Here is a 22,382-nt window from a genome sequence, read left to right on the forward strand (position 1 = left end):
CGGCTTCGGCTTCGGCTTCGGCTTCGGCTTCGGCTTCGGCTTCGGCTTCGGCTTCGGCTTCGGCTTCGGCTTCGGCTTCGGCTTCGGCTTCGGCTTCGGCTTCGGCTTCGGCTTCGGCAGCCAGCTTTACATCTCCGCTATCCGCCACGCCAGCGTAAACTGTTCCTTAACGCTCGTCGCGGCGGCCCGGCGCCGCACCCCAGATGCGACGAATATGCACTGTCACTTCTTCGCGATCGTGATAGAGCTGGCGCGCCTGAATCTGGGCGTTAATGCCATTTTCACGCAGCTTTTCCTGAATCATCGTCAGGTTCTGCGAAACCTCTTCGTAGCGCTTTTTCATCGGCAGCTTGAGGTTGAAAATCGCTTCGCGACACCAGCCGTTAATCAGCCATTCCGCCATCAGATTGGCGACGCGCACCGGTTTTTCCACCATATCGCAAACCAGCCAGCTGATATTGCTGCGCGTCGGGCGATATTTAAAGCCATCCTCACGGTGGTGCATCACCTGTCCGGTATCCATCAGGCTCGGCGCCATCGGGCCGTTATCTACCGCATGCACCATCATGCTGCGTTTCACCAGCTGATACGTCCAGCCGCCGGGACAGGCACCCAGATCGACCGCATACATACCGCTCGCCAGACGTTCATCCCACTCGTCGGCGGGAATAAAGACGTGAAACGCCTCTTCCAGCTTTAGCGTAGAGCGGCTGGGCGCGTCGGCCGGGAATTTAAGGCGCGGAATGCCCATAAAAAACGGCGAGTTATTATCAGGATAAGAATAGCCCACGTAGCAGTGGCCGGAAGCGATAAAGAAAACGTGAATCACCGGCCGCTTCGCGTTTTCATAATTCAGCAGGCTGTTTTGCTGGCGCAGCGCCGCGCGCAATGGAACGGTAAACTTACGGCAGAATTTCAGCAGCTCTTTCGCTTCGTTGGTATCCGGCACCTCCACCCGCAGCTCGCCGCCCTTCTCCACCACGCCGTTCAGCATGCCGGCAATCGGCGAAATGCGATCTTCAGGCGGCAGGTCGCGCAGCAGCTCGCCTGCCACCACCATCTGACGAGCAAAAATCAGCTCGCTGAACGGCAGCTCGCGCGCCAGCTTGTCGGCGTCCGTCGCTTCGTAGCATTCAAACAGCACGTAGCCGGCGTTCTCTTTCACCCGCGCGAAGCCATACACGCCGCGCTGCGCCGCTTTATCGGTAATTTCCGCCGCGCACTCTTTTTCAAAGCCGGAGCGGCAGTACAACAACACTTTATTCATGGCGATCTGCCTTTCTCTTCAGACGCAGCGCGCCAATTAACATTAAAACCCAACCAATCAGGAAACAGGTGCCGCCCACTGGCGTTACGAAAACCCACATTTTCAAATGGGAGAGCGCCAGACAGTAAAGGCTGCCGCTAAACAGCACCACGCCCAAAGCCAGAAACGCGCTGCTCCAGTAAAACCAGATATTGGCGCGACGCAGCATTGCGGCGGCCAGGCCGATAATCGCCAGCGTATGCCAGGCCTGATAATCGAGCCCGGTATGAATCCAGGCCATCTCCGTCGGGCCGAGAGACTGACTAAGTACGTGCGCACCAAATGCGCCGAAAGCGACAAAGAAAAAGCCGCTGATGGCGGAAAAAATCAACATTGCACGACTGGACATCGAACGATCCTCGTTAACATAACGCGCCGGGTCACTCCGTCGCGGATAAATAGGTTAATTAGCGTAGCGGAAGCGGAATTTCTCTTGCTCGCTTGCCGCTTTCGCCAGAATCCACTGTCGAAAGGCGGCTATTTTACCCAGTTCTGCCTGACTGTCATGACAAACCAGATAAAAAGCGTTCTTACTGACTAACACGTCATTAAAAGGACAGACCAGGCGGCCCGCCTCGATCTCGCTTTGCGCCATCACGTTGTTAGCCAACGCCACGCCCTGCCCATGGATCGCCGCCTGCAAAACCATGGCGCTGTGGCTGAAAATCGGACCCTGCTGCACATTGATGTGCTGCAAGCCTAGCTGACGGGTATAGGATTGCCAGTCGCGGCGCGACGCGTCATGCAAAAGCGTCACATGCGCCAGATCGGCGGGCGTTTTCAATGGCTTATCCCCAGTCAGCAGCTGCGGCGAACAGACGGGCAGCAGATATTCGGCGTAGAGTTTTTCCACTCGCAGCCCCGGCCAGTTGCCGCGGCCGTAGAAAATCGCCACATCCACATCGTCGGCCAGCTTCTCCTCTTCGCGGTCAACCGCCTGGATACGCACATCAATGCCCGGATAAGCTGAGTTAAAGCTGGAGAGACGCGGCACCAGCCACTGAATGGCGAAGCTCGGCAGCAGACTGACGGTCAAGGCGCCCTTGGCGCTGCGCGCCTGCAGTTTGCGCGTGGCGTCGTTGAGCGCGGAGAAAATCTCCTTAATATCCAGATAGTAGCTTTGACCTTCTTCGGTCAACAATAACGAACGATTACGCCGCCGAAACAGCTTAAGGCCCAGAAAATCTTCCAGAGATTTTATCTGATGGCTTACGGCTGCCTGCGTAACAAACAGCTCTTCAGCCGCTTTTGTAAAGCTGAGATGGCGCGCTGCCGCATCAAAAACGCGCAACGCATTTAAGGGTGGAAGACGTTTTGACATGATTCCCAAGTCTTGGCTGAAACACTTTGACGCAAGCGGTAAACGGCGCGTTACGTATTAGATTTTTTTATCCGAGCCATTATAAATTGTCCGTTGAGGAAGCTCCAGCAAATACCTATAGTTGCCGCACTTCCTGAGCCGGAACGAAAAGTTTTCAGGATTGGTGGGAAACTGCTGATTTCAGAAGGCTTTTGGCTTGTGGTCGTGATGTTGTGTTTGCAAATTGATCTGACGCTTTTCAGATCGGGTAGCTCAGCTACCGTTTATTCCTGTAGATTTACCCTGTCTGTCCATAGTGATTTTAACAGCACCGCAAACTGCGGTGCTTTTTTTTGCCTGCGATTACTGCCCCATCTCCACCATCTCTTTAACGTCAGAGCGGTTGATCTGCTGTTCATGGCCATAGGCATCTTTGTAGCTGATCATACCGGTATCTTCGTCTACCATAGGCTTACCATCGGCAACAATGGTGCGGCCGTCATTGGTGTGCATCACGTAGTTGCTGGAGCAGGCTGCTAAAGTAAACGTCATGGCGCAGGCGGCCAGTACTGCGGCGAGTTTTTTCATTTTTTATCTCCTTGCAGATTAAATGCGATAAACCATCCGTCTGAATCAGCCTGCGCGAATACCGTGAAAGCCGTATCCGACATGACGTGACAGGCGGTGAACAGTTTACACCTTGCCTTTTGAGCATAACGTGTTTTTGCTGCTTCGCCAGAAGGTTAGCGACTTTTCAGCCTGCTCCAGGCCAGGATTGCCACACAATTATTGCAACGAGAACAGCATGACCCTATTTAATCCCGCCCAGTTTCGCCAGCAGTTCCCGGCGCTGGCCGATGCGGGCGTCTACCTGGACAGCGCCGCTACCGCGCTTAAGCCGCAGGCGGTGATCGAAGCGACGCAGCACTACTACAGTCTGAGCGCCGGCACCGTCCACCGCAGCCAGTATCTTGCCGCGCGTAAGCTGACCGAGCGCTACGAACAGGCGCGTTCGCAGGTCGCTCGCCTGCTCAACGCGCCGCATGCGCATAATATTATCTGGACGCGCGGCACGACCGAAGCGATTAACCTGGTGGCGCAAAGCGCGCTGCGTCCGCGGCTACAGCCGGGCGATGAAATTCTGGTGAGCGAGGCGGAACACCACGCCAACCTGGTGCCGTGGCTGATTGTCGCGGAGCAGACCGGCGCGCGCGTGGTGAAATGGCCGCTGGGCGCGGATCGGCTGCCGGATATGGCGCAGTTGCCCGTGCTGCTGAATGAAAAAACGCGCCTGCTGGCGCTGGGGCAGATGTCCAACGTTACCGGCGGCTGTCCCGATCTGGCGCAGGCGATCGCTCTCGCCCACGCCGTCGGCGCAAAAGTGATGATCGACGGCGCGCAGGGCGTGGTGCATTGTCCACCCGATGTGCAGGCGCTGGATATTGATTTCTACGCCTTCTCCGGCCATAAGCTCTACGGTCCAATGGGCATCGGCGCGCTGTACGGCAAGACGGCGCTGCTGGAGGCGATGCCCCCCTGGCAGGGCGGCGGCAAAATGTTGACCCAGGTCGATTTCAGCGGCTTTACGCCGCAGCCGGTTCCGTGGCGCTTTGAGGCGGGCACGCCGAACGTCGCGGGCGTTATCGGCCTGAGCGCGGCGCTGGAGTGGCTGGAGGGCGTTGATATTACGGCCGCCGAGCGCTGGAGCGGCAGCCTGGCGTCGCTGGCGGAAGATCGGCTGCAAAGCGTGCCCGGCTTTCGCAGCTTCCGCTGCGGTGAGTCAAGCCTGCTGTCGTTTGATATCGCCGGCGTGCATCACAGCGACGTCGTGACGATATTGGCAGAGAGCGGCGTCGCGGTGCGCGCCGGTCAGCATTGCGCCCAGCCGCTAATGGCGGCGCTGGGCGTCAGCGGCACGCTGCGCGCCTCGTTTGCGCCTTATAATACGTTACAGGATGTCGATGCGCTGGTGCGCGCCATCCATAACGCCATCACTTTACTGGCCGAGTAACCACTATGACGCTTATCGCCCCGCATCCCTTTGCCGAACTGATTACCGTATCGTCGCTGAAAGAGAAATTCGCCGCCTGCCATGGCTGGGAGGAACGCTATCGCCAGCTGATCCTGCTGGGCAAACAGCTACCGCCGCTGCCGGAGGCGTTAAAAAGCGCGGAGATTGAACTGAGCGGCTGTGAAAACCGCGTCTGGCTGGGCCATCAGCGGCTCGCTGACGGCACGCTGCATTTTTACGGCGACAGCGAAGGCCGCATCGTGCGCGGGCTGCTGGCGGTGCTGTTGACCGCCGTAGAGCGGCAGCCGCCGCAGCAGCTGTTGATGCAGGATCCGCTGGCGCTGTTCGATGAGTTGGGGCTGCGCGAACAGCTTAGCGCCTCGCGCAGCAGCGGACTGGACGCGCTGGCCCGCGCGGTGCGGACCGCGGCGGCTACCCCTGACGCGCCGCCTTCGCCATCATCTTCTTAAGGACGTGCGACACCGCCATAAAACCGAAGGTGGCCGTCACCATGGTGGCGGCGCCGAAACCGGAGGCGCAGTCCATCCGTTTTGGGCCTTCCGCAGTGCTGCGCGAGGCGCAGACGCTGCCGTCCGGCTGCGGATAGACCAGCGCTTCGGTAGAAAATACGCAGTCGATGCCCAGCTTGCCCTTACTGTTCTTCACCACGTTGAAATCGTGCTTCAGGCGCTCGCGCAGCTTCGCCGCCAGCGGATCCTGAATGGTTTTCGCCAGGTCGGCGACCTGAATCTGGCTGGGATCGATCTGCCCGCCGGCGCCGCCGGTAGTCACCACCGGGATCTTATTGCGGCGGCACCAGGCGAGCAGCGCCGCTTTCGGACGTACGCTGTCGATCGCATCGATAACGTAGCTGTAGCCCGCGCCCATCAGTTCGGCGGTATTGTCAGGCGTAATAAAATCGTCCACGCAGTTCACCGTGCATTCCGGGTTGATCGCCAGAATGCGTTCCGCCATCACCTCGGTTTTCGCCTTGCCGACGTTGCCCTGCAACGCATGAATCTGCCGGTTGGTGTTGGTGATGCAGACATCATCCATATCGATCAGCGTTATCGTGCCGATGCCGGTGCGCGCCAGCGCTTCCGCCGCCCAGGAACCGACGCCGCCGATGCCGATCACGCAGATATGCGCGTCGGCAAAAAGCTGTAATGCGTCCTGACCGTAGAGACGCGCCGTACCGCCAAAGCGTTGCCGCCAGGCGTCAGAGAGAACTCTCATGCAATAACCTTTGTTGAGTGTCGACAGCGGGCCAGAACGGCCCGCGACGGAGAAGTTTACCGGCTGGCGCTGACCAGCATTGAACCATTATGGTCGTTTTGCGCATTGCTGAACAGCGTGCCGCCGGTGCCGGGCGCGGCGCGCAGCACCCAGACGCGGCCATAGTGATTAAAGAAGCCTGCCATATGGCCCGCTTCCGGGCCGATGCCCTGATAGATATCGAAATGCTGGCCTTTAATCGCGCCGCCCACGTCCAGCGCCACCATCAGGCGCATTTCATATTTGCCGCTGAACTTGCCTTTCTGGTTCAGCAAGGGCACCTCCGCCAGCAGCACGGTGCCCGGCGGGATCAGCGAACGGTCCGCCGCTACTGACGCTTTGGCGATCAGCGGCACCGCGCTGGCGCCGCGCACCGGCGTGAAATTTTCCGGCTTAAAGAAGACGAAGGAGTTGTTGGTCTCCAGCAGCTCGCGCACTTCTGCCGGGCTGTGCTTGTCGGCCCACTCGCGGATCGCCTGCATCGACATATCTTCGCGCTTCACTTCGCCGCGATCGATCAGTTCTTTGCCGACGCTGTGGTAAGCCCAGCCGTTTTTACCGCCATAGCCGAAAAACATCAGCGGACGGCCATCGCCGAAGTCGACATAGCCGCTGCCCTGCACGTCCATAATGAAGTTATCCATCAGCGAGTTGCTGTAGCCGATGACATAGCGGTCGTCCAGTGCGCCGCTGTAGATCTGCGCGCGGCTCGGCAGCTTGCGGCCTTTACTGCGCGGCGGCATGCGGTAGAGCGGATACTGGAACTCGCCCTGACGCGTATAGCGCGCCTGGATCACCGGCGTATAGTAGCCGGTAAACTGCACGTTGCCGTAGTTGTCCACCCCTTCCATCTGATACGCGTCCAGACCAAAGGTGCGCAGCTGGCGCGTATCGCCGCCGGCAAGCAGCCAGTTCTCAATCGCGCTATAGGTGTTGCTTTGCCTGCCATATAAAGAAGAAGAGGCGAAGCGAATCTCGCTGACCTGATCGCCGAAATCTTTGCCGTTAACCGGACGCCCTTTGGCGTTCGGCTGGTTGACCAGCGTCAGAGGCTGATCGATCTTGCCGTCTTTATATTGTTGACCGCGATCGGTCGGTTTAGAGGAACATCCCGCCAGCAGCGCCAACAGCGCGCCGGTCACCCAATACTTTGTCCAACGTCCTTTCATTACACTCTCACCTCAGCTGCCTGCAGGGGAAGATAGCAAAGGGGTAATGAGAATGAAATGCGTTGCCAGAAAAAGAGTCGGCCGTTTTGTTTAAGGAATCAGCAATACGCAGCGATATTCAACAACAGCCGGAATAAAGCTCACTAATTTTCAAAAAAGGGTTGCATCATAAATCGGTAAGAGTATAGTGCGCTTCCACGGACGCGGGATGGAGCAGCCTGGTAGCTCGTCGGGCTCATAACCCGAAGGTCGTCGGTTCAAATCCGGCTCCCGCAACCAATTAAGTAAGAAGCTTTGTCGTGACGGAAGCGACAACACCCGGACGCGGGGTGGAGCAGCCTGGTAGCTCGTCGGGCTCATAACCCGAAGGTCGTCGGTTCAAATCCGGCCCCCGCAACCAACATTAAAGCACCCTCAAGGGTGTTTTTTTGTATCTGGCGTTTGGTAAAACGCGCCGGAGTCAGACGTCACCGCCCTTCCCCGGCCAGCCTTACTTATGAGGCGCCAGCGCCGCCCCTTTTGAAAAATAGGCCTTGATGCCGTTCAGAATCGCCTCGGCCACCTGCTGCTGATAGCGCGCCGTACGCAGCTTACGCTCCTCTGTCGGATTGCTGATAAAAGCGGTTTCAACCAGAATCGACGGAATATCGGGCGCCTTCAGCACCGCAAAGCCCGCCTGATCCACGCTGCGCTTATGCAGATGGTTGATCTTTCCTATTCGGGTCAGCACTTCCTTGCCAAACTTCAGGCTGTCATTGATGGTCCGGCTCTGCACCATATCGAACATGGTATGGTCGAGATAGCGATCGCCGCTCTTGCTGACGCCGCCGATCAAATCCGATTCGTTCTGCGTCTGGGCGAGAAAGCGCGCCGCCGCCGAGGTGGCGCCTTTGGTCGAGAGGGCGAACACCGATGAGCCACGCGCCGCGCGGCTGGTAAAGGCGTCGGCGTGAATGGAAATAAACAGATCGGCCCGCTGCTTGCGCGCCTTCGCCACGCGCACTTTCAGCGGAATAAACACATCCTCGTTACGCGTCATATAAGCGCGCATGTTGGGCTCTTTATCGATCAGCGCCTTCAGACGTCGACCAATCTTCAGCACGATATCTTTCTCGCGCGTCTTATGCAGCCCGTGCGCGCCGGGATCTTCCCCGCCATGCCCCGGATCGATCATGATCACAATCGGCCGATCGCGTCCCGCCTTGCCCGGCAGCGGCGCCTCCGTCGGCTGGGTGCGCTCCAGATCGCCCTGGTTGTAATCTTTCAGCAGCGCCAGCAGCGGATCGTCCTGCGTGTCGTGCGCCGAATAGAGATCGACCACCAGACGGTGCTTAAAACCGGCGACCGGCGCCAGGGTAAACAGGCGCGGCGCTACGTTCTGCTTCAGCTCCAGCACAATACGCACGGTATTACGATCGAACTGGCCGACGCGCGCGCTTTTGATGTAAGGGTCGTTTTTTTGCACCAGCTGCCCCACGCCTTTCAGCACGCGGTTCAGGTGCAGATTCTCGATATCGATCACCACCCGCTCAGGATGGCTGAGGGCGAACTGTTTATATTTAAGCGCCACGCTTGATTCGATAGTCAGGCGGGAATAGCTGGAAGAAGGCCAGATGCGCACCGCGACAATATGGCTGCTGGCCGCCAGCCCTACCCCACTGACGCTCAGCAACCACATCGCACCGGCGCCCTGCAGCAGCCGACGGCGGCTGATAACGGGATTAGATTCGGACATGCCGCTCCAGATACTGTGTTATACCCGTCATACTTCACGTTGCATGTGCGTTGGCTGCGCTCGTTCACCCCAGTCACTTACGTTAGTAAGCTCGTGGGGATTCGCTTCCCTGCCGCCTTCCTGCAACTCGAATTATTTAGGGTATATGTCTAAAAAGTGCCAATAAAAAATGAAGCGAAAACTTTAACCTAATCGCTTTTACACTGTCACCCGGAAAAAGCCATAAAATGCAGCCTGTTAACCTTATTAGCCGTTTGTAAAAGGTGATAGCCGCCTGTAAAAGCCACTTGCACTCTTCGCCGCAAAGAATAAAAATACAAAAAAATCGAATAGTCATGCAAAGAGGGTTTGCCGTGAAGGAACGTAGCACCGCACTGGTTCAGGGTTTTCGTCATTCCGTTCCCTATATCAATGCCCACCGAGGTAAAACCTTTGTCATCATGCTGGGCGGCGAAGCCATTGAGCATGAGAACTTCTCCGGCATCGTCAACGACATCGGGCTGCTGCACAGTCTCGGCATCCGGCTGGTGGTGGTGTACGGCGCGCGGCCGCAGATCGACGCCAGCCTGGCGGAGCATCAGCTGGAGCCGATGTACCATAAGCATACGCGCGTTACCGACGCGCAGTCGCTGGAACTGGTGAAGCAGGCCGCGGGCCGCCTGCAGCTCGATATTACCGCGCGCCTGTCGATGAGCCTGAGCAATACGCCGCTACAGGGCGCGCATATTAATGTGGTCAGCGGCAACTTTATTATTTCGCAGCCGCTGGGCGTCGATGACGGCGTCGACTACTGCCACAGCGGACGCATTCGCCGTATTGATGATGAAGCGATTCACCGCCAGCTCGACAATAACGCCATCGTGCTGATCGGCCCGGTAGCGGTCTCGGTCACCGGCGAAAGCTTTAACCTCACTTCGGAAGAGGTGGCGACCCAGCTGGCGATCAAGCTGAAGGCGGAGAAGATGATCGGTTTCTGCTCCGAACAGGGCGCAACCGACGACGACGGCAATATTATCTCCGAGCTGTTCCCCAACGATGCGCAGGCGCGCATTGAAACGCTGGAACAGCGCGGCGATTACCTGTCGGGCACGGTGCGTTTTCTGCGCGGCGCGGTAAAAGCGTGCCGCAGCGGCGTGCGTCGCAGCCACCTGATCAGCTATCAGGAAGATGGCGCGCTGTTGCAGGAGCTCTTCTCGCGCGACGGCATCGGCACGCAGATCGTGATGGAGTCGGCAGAGCAGATCCGCCGCGCCACCATTAACGATATCGGCGGCATCCTGGAGCTTATCCGCCCGCTGGAGCAGCAGGGCATACTGGTGCGCCGCTCACGCGAGCAGCTGGAGATGGAGATTGATAAGTTCACGATTATCGAGCGCGACAACCTGACTATCGCCTGCGCGGCGCTCTATCCCTTCCCCGATGAGCAGATCGGCGAGATGGCGTGCGTGGCGGTGCACCCGGACTACCGCAGCTCGGCGCGCGGCGAGATGTTGTTACAGCGCATCGCGTTACAGGCGCGTCAGCTGGGGCTGAAAAAGCTGTTTGTGTTGACTACGCGCAGCATTCACTGGTTCCAGGAGCGCGGCTTTACGCCGGTGGATATTGAGCTGCTGCCGGAAAGCAAAAAGCAAATGTATAACTACCAGCGTCGTTCAAAGGTGCTGATGGCTGACCTGACGTAACGAGCGACAGAAAATAAAAAGCCCGGCGTTGGCCGGGCTTTTTATTGCGGATAAACGCAAAAGCAGGCGACGCGGCGGTCAGAGAAAGATCTCCTTGTGCGGCGCGCTTAAGCGCTCTACCAGACCGCTGCGGCGCAGCGTGCGCACCGCCACCGCGCGGGCGAAAATTTGCCGGTCGGTATAGAGCGTCAACTGACGCCGCGCGCGTGTGATGGCGGTATAGACCAGCTCGCGCGTCAGTACCGGCAGGTAGTGATTAGGCAGCACCAGCGCGGTATGATTAAACTCCGACCCCTGAGATTTATGCACCGTCATCGCCCAGGCGGTATCGTGCGGCGGCAGGCGGCTTGGCTGCACCGCTTTAATTGAACCGTCCGGCAGTGGGAAAAAGACTTTCAGCGCGCCGCCAACGTCGTTCATCGCCACGCCGATATCGCCGTTGAATAACCCCAGCGCGCTGTCGTTACGCGCGATCATCACCGGTCGGCCAATATACCAGCGGCTCTGCGCCAGCGGTCGACGAATGCGCCGCTGTTTTAACAGCAGGCGTTCGATGCGCTCATTCAGCCCCGCCACGCCGAACGGCCCTTCGCGCAGCGCGCACAGCAGACGGTAGCGGGCGAAAGCGGCCAGCACTTCATCCGGCGCCGCATCGCGTTGCAGCAGCGTCAGATAGTCGTCATAGCCCGCCACGCCCTGCTCCAGCAGTTGCTGATAGTGCTCTGCGCTGCTCAGTTCGCTGCGGCAGATATCGTCAAACCCGGCGCGGAATACTTTTTCCGCCGCCTGCGCGTCGCCAGCGTTCACCGCCTGCGCCAGCTGGCCGATGCCGGATCGCGCGTCGAAACGGTAGCTTTTGCGCAGCAGGCAGATGCTGTCGCGCACGTCAGGCATCCCCTCGCCGTCCGCGCCGTCCAGCTGGCAGCCCGTCAGCTGCCGCAGCTGCATGGCGCGCGCCACGCTGTAACCCGCTTCGGCGCAGCGGCAAATATCGCCCAGCACCGCGCCCGCCTCCACCGAGGCGAGCTGATCGCGATCGCCGAGAAAAATCACCCGCGCGTGCGGCGGCAGCGCGGCGATCAGGTTCGACATCATCGGCAGATCGACCATCGACGCCTCATCCACGACCAGCACGTCAAGATGCAGCGGGTTGCCGGCATGGTAACGCAGACGCTGGCTGTTGGGCTGCGCGCCCAGCAGACGGTGCAGCGTGGTCGCCTCCTCCGGGAACGCGGCGCGCTCCTCCTCGCTTAGCGTCAGCGCCTGTAACGCCTTGCCCAGCGACTCCGTCAGACGCGCCGCCGCTTTGCCGGTCGGTGCCGCCAGCCGGATGCGCATCTTCTGGCGCGACAGGCGAATCAGCGCCGCCAGCAGCTTCGCGACGGTGGTGGTTTTACCGGTGCCCGGCCCGCCGGAAATGACGGAGATATGGCGAGTGATGGCGACGGCGGCGGCGATCTTCTGCCAGTCGTCGGGGCGATCGCCGAACAGCTCGTTTAGCACGCGCTGCAGATCGGCGTCGTCAAAGGCGGGCGCGGGCTGCTCGGCGGCGATAAAGCGCGCCACGCTGCCTTCGCCGCGCCACATGCGATGCAGATAAAGCCGCTGCTGCGCCACGACCAGCGGCGTCGGCTTCGAGCCGTCGCTGACCGCATGGCTCTGCAACAGCAGACGCTGCCACTCTTTCGGCTGCCCCGCCGCCTGCCAGATCTCCGATGCCAGCTCCGGCTGTCGGCCATCAAACAGCTGACCGTCATGAAAATGGTCGAGCGGAAGGCAGACATGCCCCTCTCCCGCTTCGGCGCTGACGCAGGCCGCCGCCAGCATCAGCGCCGGTTGTTCATCGTCCGCCAGCATATGGGCGAACTGCAAATCCAGCGGCCGTATCAGACGTTTTTCTACCGCTTCGCGCAGCAACTCGCTCATTTTTCTCATTTCGATTCCACCTGGTCTCCGGTAAACAGGCTATCCAGCGCCCTGACAAAATCGATGGAGGGACGGTGATGAAACACGCCGTTTTCGCTGGCGCTGCCGTCCATCCCACGTAAAAACAGATAGAACACGCCGCCGAAGTGACGCTCGTAATCGTAGTCCGCTACACGATGCCGCAAATAGCGATGCAGCGCCAGCGTATAAAGCTGATACTGCAAATCGTAGCGGTGACCGATCATCGCCTCCGCCATCGCCTGCGGCGTATAGGCGCTGCTCTCTTCGCCCAGCCAGTTCGACTTATAATCCAGCAGATAATATTTGCCCTGCCAGCAGAAAACGAGGTCGATAAAGCCTTTGAGCATCCCCTGCACCTGCTGGAAATTCAGCTCCGGCGCGCGCGCCGACAGCGGATCGTGTCGGCGCATCACCGCATCGAGCGCCGGTGCGGTCAGCAACTGGTGCATCGGCAGATAAAATTCCAGCTCCACAAGGTATTGCCCCGGCATCAGCTGCGCCAGGCTTACGCCGTTCTGATGCAGCGGCGTTTGCAGCACGCGGCTGAGCCAGTCAACGAGCATCGGCAGCCACTGATCGCCGAAGCCCGCCAGCTGCAATTGTTCCGCCAGCCACGCCTCATCCGGCGGCTGGCTGAAATCGAGCGTTTCAAACAGGCCGTGCAGGAAGGTGCCCGGCGAGGCGCCGCGCGGAAAGGTATGCGGCGTCAGCGCGGGCGTAGCGACCTCAGCCGTCTCGCCAGCGGCGTCGATATCAAAGCGCGGCGTCAGATCGAGCGCCACCGACGGGCCGTGCTGTTGCAGGCCGGTGTAGCTGGTGACGCGCCAGTTATCCTGTAAGGGACGGGAGATCGCCGGGCTTGCCAGTTCCGGCATCCGTTCGCCTTCCGGCTGCCAGCGTCCTTCCGCTGTTCCCTCCGGCGTCGCCACGTCCACCGCCTCGTTGCATAAACCGTGCAGCGCCTCCTGCAAACCGCTGGCGTTCATCGCCTCGCCGCGCTGGATCAGATAGCCAACCGCGCTTTTATGCAGGTCGCTGTTGCCCTCTTTCTTGCGGTTGCCCTTGATCAGCGGCGCGATGCCGATGCTGCAATGATAAACGGAACGAGTCAGGGCGACGTAAAGCAGACGCAGGTCTTCCGCCAGACGCTCCTGCTCCGCCAGCGCCAGGCTCTCCTCATCGTCGCTGAGATCCAGCAGCGCCTGAAAGGTTTCCCTGTCGTGATAAAGCCCCTGCGCCGCCTCGCGGTAGTTCGCCGCAAACGGCAGCCACACCAGTGGATACTCCAGCCCTTTCGATTTATGAATCGTAACGATCTGCACCAGATGGCGATCGCTCTCCAGACGCAGCTGCTGGCTGGCGGCCTGATGATTGGGCTGGGCGACCTGCTGCGCCAGCCAGCGCACCAGCGCATGTTCGCTGTCGAGCTGCGCGGCCGCCTCCTGCAACAGTTCGCCAAGATGCAACAGATCGGTCAGCCGCCGCTCGCCGCTCTCCGACGCCAGCAGGTTTTCAGCGATATGGCGTTGCTTCATCAGTTCGCGCAGCATCGGCAGCACGCCGCGCTGCTGCCAGCGCTGACGATAGGCGGCGAATTCATCTACCAGCGCGTCCCAGCGATCTTCATCCTGGCTCATGGCGTCGATGGTGGCGGCGTCCAGACCAAGAATACTGGTCGCCAGCGCGCTGCGCAGCGTGCGCTCCAGTTCCGGCGCCAGCACCGCCTGCAACAGCCAGAGCAGTTCGCGCGCCTCCGGCGTAGTAAATACGCTGTCGCGGTTGGAGAGATAAACCGAAGGGATATTAAGCGCGTTGAGCGCCTCGCGTATTACTGCCGCCTCGTTGCGGCTGCGCACCAGCACGGTGATATCGGCGGCGCTCACCGGGCGCATATCGCCCTCTTTGCCCACCCGCGCCTCTCCACGCAGTCCGGCCTGTAGCCAGTGCAGGATCTCCGCGGCGCACTGGTTCGCCATCCATTGCTGGTACTCACTTACCCCAACGCCTTCGCCAGGCTGTAGCCAGAAACGCAGCGCCGGCTGCGCAGCGCCATCAAGATGAAAAGCGCGCGTTTCGTTGGGCGGCGCAGCGTTCACCTTGATAAAGGGAATTTGGTTAAAGAGAAACGGGTTATCCAGCCGGGAAAAGAGCTGGTTAACGCTGGCGACCATCGCTGGCGACGAACGCCAGTTAGTGTCCAGCGTATAGTGAGCGCTGACTTCACCACGCGCGCGCATATAGGTGAAAATATCCGCGCCGCGAAAGGCGTAAATCGCCTGCTTGGGATCGCCAATCAGCAGCAGCGCGTTCTCCGGCTGCCCTACGTAGAGACGGCGGAAAATGCGGTACTGCTGCGGATCGGTGTCCTGGAATTCATCGATCAGCGCCACCGGATAGCGTGCGCGGATCGCTTCGGCGAGCATCTCGCCGCCAGGCTGATGCAGCGCCTCGTCGAGACGGCTGAGCAGATCGTCAAAGCCCAGCAGCGCGCGCAGCTTTTTCTCACGGCGCGTCGCCAGGCGAATCTCTTCCAGCGCGCGGGCGATCACCAAATCGCGCAGCGACAGCGGTTCGGCCAGGAAAGCGTCGACGGCGTCGAACAGCGCATGACGCGGCGGTTCGCCCTTTTTGGTTTTCTCCAGCAGCACGCTCTGACGAAAGCGCGCCAGGTCCTTCGGCACCGTATAGCCCTGCGTTTCTTCCGCTACCCAGACCGCAATACTGTCCAGCCAGTTAGGTAAGTGCTTACTGCTGTAGCTGCGCTTATCCACGCCCGATTTTTCAATCAGTTCGCGCAGTTCAGGCGCGGCGGCGCGCCACTGCGCCTTTAGCGCGTCAATGCGCGCGATGATTTTCTCATGGCGCTGCGCCAGCGTCTCTTCGCCGTCGGGCGCATACTTCAGCGCCGGGGACTCGCCATGCAGCCAGGGCGTCAGCGTTGAGAGCAGCTGTTCCGGCCCGGTCCACTCCTGCGCGATAACTCTCGCAATGGTCAGCGGCAGCGGATAGCAGTGGCGACGCCAGAAATCGGCGGCGGCCTGACGGCGCAGCGCCGACTCATCCTCAATCAGCTGCTGTTCAAACAGCATGCCGGATTCAAAGGCGTTGAGATTGAGCATGCGCTGACAGAAACCGTGAATGGTGAAGATCGCCGCCTCATCCATCTGACGTTCAGCCGCCAGCAGCAGCGCCGCAGCGTCGGCGGGGTCCGGGATCTCTTGCAACAGCGCCGTCAACACCGGATTGCCGCTGCTGCCGCGCACGCAGGCCAGCCGCAGCTCATGAATATTCTGTCGTATGCGCCCGCGCAGCTCGGCGGTCGCCGCTTCGGTAAAGGTGACGACCAGAATCTCTTCTACCGAAAGCGGTCGATGAAAGGCATGACGCTGCCCAAGGCCGAGCAACAGCCTCAGATAGAGTATGCCGATAGTAAAGGTTTTGCCGGTTCCCGCGGACGCCTCGATAAGCCGCTCCCCCTGGAGCGGCAACGTTAGCGGATCGAGCCGCTGCGGATTGTTTTCACTCATTTTTTCTCGCTTGTCACCGGCAGCGACTGCTGCAGGCTGCTGACGTTCGGCCAGGTTTTCCAGCCTTGCGGCGATGCGTAGTCAGCTTTACCATGCTGGCCGCCGGAAATCTGCGACAGCATCGCCATACCCTGTTTAGCAATCACCGCCCGGTGGAAATAGTCCGCCAGGCTTTGCGGCGTCAGCGTTTTAATTTGTTCAATGACCTTGTCGCGCGTATCAAACGCGTAATTTTCCCGGTCGAAATCTTTGCTGTAGCGTCCCGCCTCTTCATCCAGCGTTTGCGGACGCTGCTGCAATTCACCGATCAACGCAGCCTGATACTGGGCGAAATCCTGCTGGCTCATGGCGCGCAGGCGACGCTCCGCCTCAGGATAGAAGGCTTCGTAGCGCTTCAGCAGCAACGCAGGCTGCTTGCTGTTGCTTTGCAGCAGGAAGCCGATGCCCCACTGACGGCCTACCGGGATCTGGAAGGTGAACACGGCGTAGCCAAGCTGCTCCTGCGTACGCAGTTGGTTATAGAACCACGGCTGAATAATCTGGCTCAGCAGCATGCCGTTGGCAATGCCCTGGTATTCGCTATAGCCGGTCGGCACGTAAACCGCCGCCAGCGCCGAATCGCTGCTGCTGCCCGCTTTCTGCAGGTTGGCGCGCAGCGGCGTTTTGATGGTGACATATTCGCTGTGCCACCAGCTTTCGCCCTGGCAGTTCAGCTGCTGTTTTACCGCACGCGCCAGCGATTCTACCGCCTGCGGCGTCATATTGCCTACTACCAGTATCTCCGGCGTCGCCCGCTCCAGCAGCATGCGACGGTAGTCGATCAGCTCCTGCGGCGTGATGGATGCCAGCAGTTTACGCCGCTCGCTGCGCTCGGTATAAGGAAGCTGCGACAGCATCTGCACCGGCTGGATCGCCTGCTCGAAGGCTTTGCCCTTCTCCGCCGCGTCCAGGCGCTCGTTATACCAGGATTTCGCCTGCGCCAGCAGATCTTCCGTCGGGGTGTAGCTGGCGTAGCCATGCAGCAACGTGGTCAGCAGTTTAGGCAGATGCTGGGTAAAACCGCTGGCGGAGATTGACACGCCGTCATTTTCGCTGGTGGAGAAGCTGATGCCGCCCACCGACGCCTGCGAACTCAGCTCGTCCAGCGCCACGCCCGCCAGATAGTCGTTCAGGGCGAACAGCACCTGATTGCGCGCGCTGTTCATCGCCGCCTTGTTGCGCAGCGCCAGCGTAATATTGGCTTTCGGCTCGGTGGCGTAATAGTGGCTCGGCATGTAGAACACGCGCAGCCCCGGCTCGTTCACCAGCTGCTGCGGATGCGTCGCCGCTTTATCGGCCGCCGGAATCAGGCTGAAGTCATCGGGAATGTAAGGGTTAAGCGTCGGCAGCGCCAGCGCGATCTCCGCCGCGCTCTGCTGCCAGCGCTTATACAAATCAGCGTCGATTTTATCTACCTGGTAAGGCGCGTCGACGAAGTAAGCGGTTTTGTTATGCGGCTCTTTCGGGCTGATATACCAGATACGGGCGTTCTGCGGCGACATGCCGTCAAGACGTGCGCGAATCTCTGCCGGATCGTAGCGGTCGGCGAGATAAGGCGCATCCAGCGTATGCTCCACCGGCACGCGCAGCATGGTGTCCACCAGCCATTCGATATAGTCCATATTGCGTGTAATCGAGGGGTAGCGGTAATCCAGGTTCAGCACATGGGCCATTTCATCGAAATAGCGCTTGTCGATGCCCTTCTGACGCAGCATATCGAGATAGCTGAAAATCGCCGCGACGACCCGATCGCGCTGCGCCAGCCCTTTGTCCGTCAGCGATACGTTGATGGCGAAGACGCCGCCGTTGCGCACGATCGCCGGATCGGCGCCCGCATCGACGGAGTCAGCCAGCCCCTGACTTTGCAGCCAGTCAGAGAGCGTATCCTTGCTGCGGTTACTGATTAAATAGCCGATCAGAGTGTCGGTTTTGCTGCGGAAGCGATCGCTGTTGTTATCAATGCGAAACTCGATCCTCAGCTGCTTGCGCGGCTGCGCCGGCACGTAGTGGATAATGATCCCTTTCTGCTGGTCGGTTACTACCGGCACGTCGATGGTCGGCACGCTGGCGTCGCGGTTTTGTACGCGGCCAAAGGTCTGCGCCGCAATAGCCGCCAGCTCAGGCAGCGGCTTGTTGCTGTAAATCACCGCCTTCATCAGATTGGCGGAGTAGTGCTGCTGATAAAAAGCGCGTAACGCATCGTGCAGCTTGCTGCCCGGCTTGTCGCGCAGCGTCTCCAGATTGCCGCCGGAAAAGCGCGCGGCCGGATGTGCGGGGTTCAGCGTTTCCGCCCCCACCTGCGCCATGCGGTGACCGTCGCGCGAACGCGCCATGGTCATTTCAGCATTGACCGCATGCCGTTCGCGATCGGCATTGACCGGATCGAGCAACGGCTCCGCTATCGCGTCCGCCAGACGATCGACCGCCGGCGCCAGCGCATCGTTCTCCACCTCCAGATAGTAGGCCGTGCGGTAGGAAGCGGTGCTGGCGTTATGGCTGCCTCCGTGCTTTTTCAGGAACTCGGCCAGATTGTCGGGCTGCGGATAGCGCTTCGATCCCATCAGCACCATATGCTCAAGGTAATGGGCCAGCCCCAGCTGCTGGTTGGGATCGTCCAGCGAACCAATCGGCAGCGTCAGCGCGGCCAGCGATTTTGTTGCCTGCGGATCGGAAACCAGCAATACCGTCATCGCGTTATCCAGCCGGATGGCCTGATACTGACGGGGATCCTTATCGCTTTTATTGATGGTCTGTTCGATGGGCTGCCAACCCTGATCCGCGCGGGCGGCTTGATTAAAAACGGTGAAAAGCAGTAATAAACTGGCTGTCCAGACAGCGTACTTTCGCATGCATACCCCTTGAGTTTTATCCTTTCCTTTTCCAACACTGTGTCCGCTGGCTAAAGCAACTGGCGAAAATTAACAGATAATGTGGCGATATTACCGGCGTGGCGATCGCTTCCCTTCCTCTGGTTACGCCACGCTATTCGTCGTTTTTCTGCGTATCGCCGCGGTTAAAGCGCAGCAGCGGCAGCAGCCACTGCTCGGCGGCGGAGCAGATAGCGTCAAGATGCGTCGCCTCCAGCGTGCGGAACAGCCGCTGCAGATAGGGATCGCTCCCTTCTCCCTCCAGCTGATAGTTCCCTTGCCAGGCGGTGAGCAGCTTCGCGCGCGCTTTCGCCTGGGTCGCCTCATCCATCAGCATGATATCGTTTTTGGCGTCGTAGCTCGCCTCCAGCCAGGCGCCGCCGGTTTTCGGCAGCAGCAGCAGCGGCGAGCACATGCCGTCACGATAGCCTTCAACATAACGGGTTAGCCAGCTTCGCGCCTGCTCCGCGTCGATCGCGTCGAAGCACCAGCGGCTCTCTTTGCGTCCCAGCATGCGGCTCTGCCCCTGACCGCCCATGGCGCACCAGGCGAGATGCTCCAGCCAGAGCGCCAGGCCATCGGTGAAGTTCAGCACGCCTGGCCGCCAGCGCAGCAGCCCGCTTTCCTGCACCTGCGGCAGCCAGCCGTTGAGCCTGACGTCCGCGATCGTCAGGTCGATCTCTACGCTGCGGCTCTCGTCGCGCAGCTCCCGAACCTGCTCCGCCAGCGGCGCCATCTCTTCCTGCTGCGTTTGCCAGAACAGCTCGCCGAAGGCGCCGTAGGGCAGTACGCCCGCCGCGCGATGATGATGGAACAGCCGCTGGGTGTCTTCTTCCTCAATCAGTGCGTTCAGTAGCTGCGCGTTGATCTGATAACGGTCAAGCGCGTCCAGCACGAAAGGTTCGGCGTCCGGCAGCTCCGTCTGCTCCAGCGCGAAACTGACGCCGAGGCGCAGCGTAAAAAACGCGCGCACCGGATGACGCCAGAAGCGCAGCAGCTGTTCAAAGCTCAGTTCGTTGAGCGGCAACGGCGGCAACGGCTGCATAAACGGCGGATGCGGCTCGCCGCTGCCGCGCGCCGCAGGCAGCCACTCATGGGCGAAGCTGCGATATTCCGACTGCGGCGCGAAGTTCTGCGGATCAAAAGGCATCCGGCTGTGCAGACAGTGCAGATGATCCAACACGCGCCGGGCGCTGCTGTCGACGTCCAACGCTTCGTCGCCGGGCAGATGAAAACGTTGCGCGATGTAATCCACCAGTTCAGTGACCAGCACCGAGGGATATCGTTCCGTATTGTCCTGAATCGAGCGGCCAATATAGCTGATATAAAGACGCTGCTGCGCCGACAGCAACGCCTCAAGAAACAGAAAACGGTCATCGTCGCGGCGGCTGCGGTCCCCTTTTTGCGGCTGCTGCGCCATCAGATCGAAGCCCAGCGGCGGCAGCGTACGCGGGTAAACGCCGTCGTTCATACCCAGCAGGCAGACCACGCGGAACGGCACCGAGCGCATCGGCATCAGGGTGCAGAAGTTGACCGGCCCCGCCAGAAAACGCTGGCTGATGCGCTGCTGATCCAGGCGGGCGGCCAGCTCATCGCGCAGCAACGCCGCCGGCACCGCGTCGTCGTAACGCGCCTGCAAACCCCAGGTCATCACCTGCTGCCACTGTTCTTCAATCAGCATCAGCGCGGCGTCGGTATTTACGTCGGCGGCGAAAAACGCCTGTAACATCTCCCGACACAGCGGCTGCCAGTCGGTCAGCGCGCGCGGTCGCGCCAGTACCTGACGCCAGTGGTTAAGCTGCATCAGCAGCTCCGCCAGGTTGCCCGCCAGCTCGGCGATCAGACCGCTGGATTCATCGTAAGGCAGGATGCCGTCCCAGTGGCCATGTTCGCTCTCCATCGCATAGCCAAGCAGCATGCGAGTAATACCGAAGCGCCAGGTGTGCTGGCCGGTCGGCGGCAGCTCCAGCTCGCGCACATTATCGTCATCCAGCCCCCAGCGGATGCCCGACTCCTCGACCCACATCCGCAGGCGGCGCAACCCTTCTTCATCAATGGCGAAGCGTGCCGCCAGCGCCGGCACCTCCAGCAGCGCCAGCACCTCTTCGCAGGCGAAGCGGCTTTCCGGCAGGCCCAGTAAGTTGATAAAGGCCATGATCGCCGGATGGGCGAAGCTGGCGCGGCGATCTGAAATGGCGAACGGCAGATAACGATCCGTAGGCGCATTGCCAAATACCGCCTGAATATAGGGTGTGTAGGCGTCGATATCGGCCACCATCACGATAATATCGCGCGGCGTCAGCGACGGGTCCGCCTCCATCATCGCCAGCAGCTGATCCTGCAACACCTCCACTTCACGCTGAGGACTGTGGCAGACATGCACCACCACGGAACGATCCTGCGGATCGAGCAGGCGTTTCTTATGGCTGCTGTTCAGCTCTTCGGCGTTCAGGCCGATTACCGCGTTATCCTCCAGCTCCAGCAGATCGTGCTGCATCGCCCGCAGCAGCGTGTCGTCCGGCACCTCGACAAACGCGTCGATTTCGCGCGCCTCCATCTGCGCCAGCAGATAGAGATTGTCGCGTCCCAGCTTGCCCCAGGAGGCGAGCAGCGGATTGGTCAGCTGCTGTTCGCCCTCGTCGTTAAACAGGGAAGAAGCCTCATCCGGATCGCGGAACAGCGCGATCTCCTGCTGCTGCTGATGGTGGCGACGGCGGCGACTTTGCAGCTTCGCCAGAAAAGCGTAGTCCTGAATGTCGCCCCAGTAGTGGCGGCAGGGATTAGTGAACAGCAGATGAATGTCGATATGCTTGCCCAGCGCCTGCAGCGCCTGCAGGTAGACCGGCGGCAGCGCCGATATGCCGCAGATAAAGACGCGATCGGGCAGCCCCGCCGGACGCTCGGCGCTGTTTTCCAGCTTTTGAATAAAGCGGGCGTAGAGATTGGCGCGATGCCACTCCGGCTGCCCCAGCTCGCGCGTATATTCCACCAGCCTGGCCCAGAGCGGCGCCTGCCACTGCTGCGCTTCGCCCAGTCCGTCGATGGTTTTGCCCTGCTGCCAGCTGTTGAGCCATTCAGGGCGGTAGACCAGATACTGGTCATAAAGATCGGCGACGCGCGAGGCGAGCTGAAACAGCTTGCGCTTATCGTCGTCGTCGTTGAGATAGTGCTGCAACGGGCGAAACGCCTCTTCGCGCAGCAGGTTCGGCAGTAGCGTCATCAGCTTCCAGCTCATGCTGGATTTATTAAAGGCGCTTTCTTTGGGAATGCCGGGCAGCACGCGCACGAACATATCCCAAATAAAGGTGGCGGGCAGCGGAAAGGCGATATTGGCGGCGATGCCGAACTGCTGCGCCAGCTGCATTTGCAGCCACTGCGCCATGCCAGGGCTTTGCACCAGCACCACTTCAGACTGGAAAGGATCGCGTAACGGTTCGTTTTCAATCAGATACGCCGCCAGCGATTTGAGGATATCGAGCTGGTTGGAGTGATAAACCGTAAACATAGTGGCTCCTGTTCAGTGC

14 protein-coding genes and 2 tRNA genes are annotated in these 22,382 nt (G+C 60.1%); 5 read left to right on the forward strand and 11 right to left on the reverse strand.

From position 1 onward, the window contains the following. Window positions 1–166: 166 nt before the first annotated feature. The 4 genes from rlmM to MYY08_RS03790 all read right to left on the reverse strand — a co-directional run bounded on the left by rlmM (window position 167) and on the right by MYY08_RS03790 (window position 3,194). Window positions 167–1,267, reverse strand: a complete 1,101-nt coding sequence (gene rlmM / locus MYY08_RS03775; RefSeq protein WP_288013277.1) for a 23S rRNA (cytidine(2498)-2'-O)-methyltransferase RlmM — start codon at window positions 1,265–1,267, stop codon at window positions 167–169. Beyond that, complete coding sequence (locus tag MYY08_RS03780; protein ID WP_038624421.1) at window positions 1,260–1,655, reverse strand: DUF423 domain-containing protein; 396 nt, start codon at window positions 1,653–1,655, stop codon at window positions 1,260–1,262. Before MYY08_RS03780 ends, rlmM begins: the two co-directional genes overlap by 8 nt. Before the next feature lie 54 nt (window positions 1,656–1,709). Beyond that, window positions 1,710–2,627 (reverse strand): glycine cleavage system transcriptional regulator GcvA, encoded by a 918-nt coding sequence (gene gcvA, locus MYY08_RS03785; RefSeq protein WP_038624419.1) that lies wholly within the window; start codon window positions 2,625–2,627, stop codon window positions 1,710–1,712. 342 nt (window positions 2,628–2,969) lie between these two features. Next, window positions 2,970–3,194 carry a YgdI/YgdR family lipoprotein gene (locus MYY08_RS03790; RefSeq protein ID WP_038624417.1) on the reverse strand — a complete coding sequence of 75 codons (225 nt, stop codon included), beginning with the start codon at window positions 3,192–3,194 and terminating at the stop codon, window positions 2,970–2,972. Between the two features lie 217 nt (window positions 3,195–3,411). Between MYY08_RS03790 and csdA the strand changes: the two genes are divergently transcribed. Then, window positions 3,412–4,617 (forward strand): cysteine desulfurase CsdA, encoded by a 1,206-nt coding sequence (gene csdA, locus MYY08_RS03795; protein ID WP_288013282.1) that lies wholly within the window; start codon window positions 3,412–3,414, stop codon window positions 4,615–4,617. Window positions 4,618–4,622: 5 nt separating this feature from the next. Continuing rightward, window positions 4,623–5,087, forward strand: coding sequence for a cysteine desulfurase sulfur acceptor subunit CsdE (gene csdE, locus MYY08_RS03800; RefSeq protein ID WP_038624415.1), 465 nt, complete (start codon window positions 4,623–4,625; stop codon window positions 5,085–5,087). Here the strand turns inward: csdE and tcdA are convergent. Both tcdA and mltA read right to left on the reverse strand, forming a co-directional pair. Next, window positions 5,050–5,853 (reverse strand): tRNA cyclic N6-threonylcarbamoyladenosine(37) synthase TcdA, encoded by an 804-nt coding sequence (tcdA, locus tag MYY08_RS03805; protein WP_038624414.1) that lies wholly within the window; start codon window positions 5,851–5,853, stop codon window positions 5,050–5,052. The genes csdE and tcdA overlap by 38 nt on opposite strands. A gap of 56 nt (window positions 5,854–5,909) precedes the next feature. Beyond that, a complete protein-coding gene (gene mltA / locus MYY08_RS03810) occupies window positions 5,910–7,061 on the reverse strand; it encodes a murein transglycosylase A (RefSeq protein ID WP_038624413.1) in 1,152 nt (383 codons plus the stop codon). 202 nt (window positions 7,062–7,263) lie between these two features. Here mltA and MYY08_RS03815 point away from each other — a divergent pair. Together MYY08_RS03815 and MYY08_RS03820 are read left to right on the forward strand one after the other, a co-directional pair. After that, a tRNA-Met gene (locus MYY08_RS03815) sits at window positions 7,264–7,340 on the forward strand. Window positions 7,341–7,384: 44 nt separating this feature from the next. Next, window positions 7,385–7,461 (forward strand) — tRNA-Met (locus MYY08_RS03820). Window positions 7,462–7,551: 90 nt separating this feature from the next. Here MYY08_RS03820 and amiC read toward each other — a convergent pair. Next, window positions 7,552–8,796 carry an N-acetylmuramoyl-L-alanine amidase AmiC gene (amiC, locus tag MYY08_RS03825; protein ID WP_038624412.1) on the reverse strand — a complete coding sequence of 415 codons (1,245 nt, stop codon included), beginning with the start codon at window positions 8,794–8,796 and terminating at the stop codon, window positions 7,552–7,554. 335 nt (window positions 8,797–9,131) lie between these two features. Here amiC and argA point away from each other — a divergent pair, with 335 nt between their 5' ends. Further along, window positions 9,132–10,478, forward strand: a complete 1,347-nt coding sequence (gene argA / locus MYY08_RS03830) for an amino-acid N-acetyltransferase (RefSeq protein WP_169712906.1) — start codon at window positions 9,132–9,134, stop codon at window positions 10,476–10,478. A 78-nt stretch (window positions 10,479–10,556) separates the two neighbouring features. On the opposite strand, the gene recD is transcribed toward argA, so the two are convergent. The 4 genes from recD to recC form a co-directional block, all read right to left on the reverse strand. After that, complete coding sequence (recD, locus tag MYY08_RS03835) at window positions 10,557–12,413, reverse strand: exodeoxyribonuclease V subunit alpha (RefSeq protein ID WP_288013293.1); 1,857 nt, start codon at window positions 12,411–12,413, stop codon at window positions 10,557–10,559. After that, window positions 12,410–15,952, reverse strand: coding sequence for an exodeoxyribonuclease V subunit beta (gene recB, locus MYY08_RS03840; RefSeq protein WP_288013296.1), 3,543 nt, complete (start codon window positions 15,950–15,952; stop codon window positions 12,410–12,412). The genes recD and recB overlap by 4 nt, the downstream gene beginning before the upstream one ends. Further along, the gene (gene ptrA, locus MYY08_RS03845; RefSeq protein ID WP_288013298.1) at window positions 15,949–18,840 is read right to left on the reverse strand and encodes a pitrilysin; all 2,892 of its coding nucleotides are present in this window, start codon (window positions 18,838–18,840) and stop codon (window positions 15,949–15,951) included. The genes recB and ptrA overlap by 4 nt, the downstream gene beginning before the upstream one ends. A gap of 133 nt (window positions 18,841–18,973) precedes the next feature. Further along, the gene (gene recC, locus MYY08_RS03850) at window positions 18,974–22,363 is read right to left on the reverse strand and encodes an exodeoxyribonuclease V subunit gamma (RefSeq protein ID WP_190296170.1); all 3,390 of its coding nucleotides are present in this window, start codon (window positions 22,361–22,363) and stop codon (window positions 18,974–18,976) included. Window positions 22,364–22,382 lie beyond the last annotated feature (19 nt).

The organism is Mixta sp., from assembly GCF_024610815.1.
Classification (GTDB): Bacteria; Pseudomonadota; Gammaproteobacteria; order Enterobacterales; family Enterobacteriaceae; genus Mixta; species Mixta calida.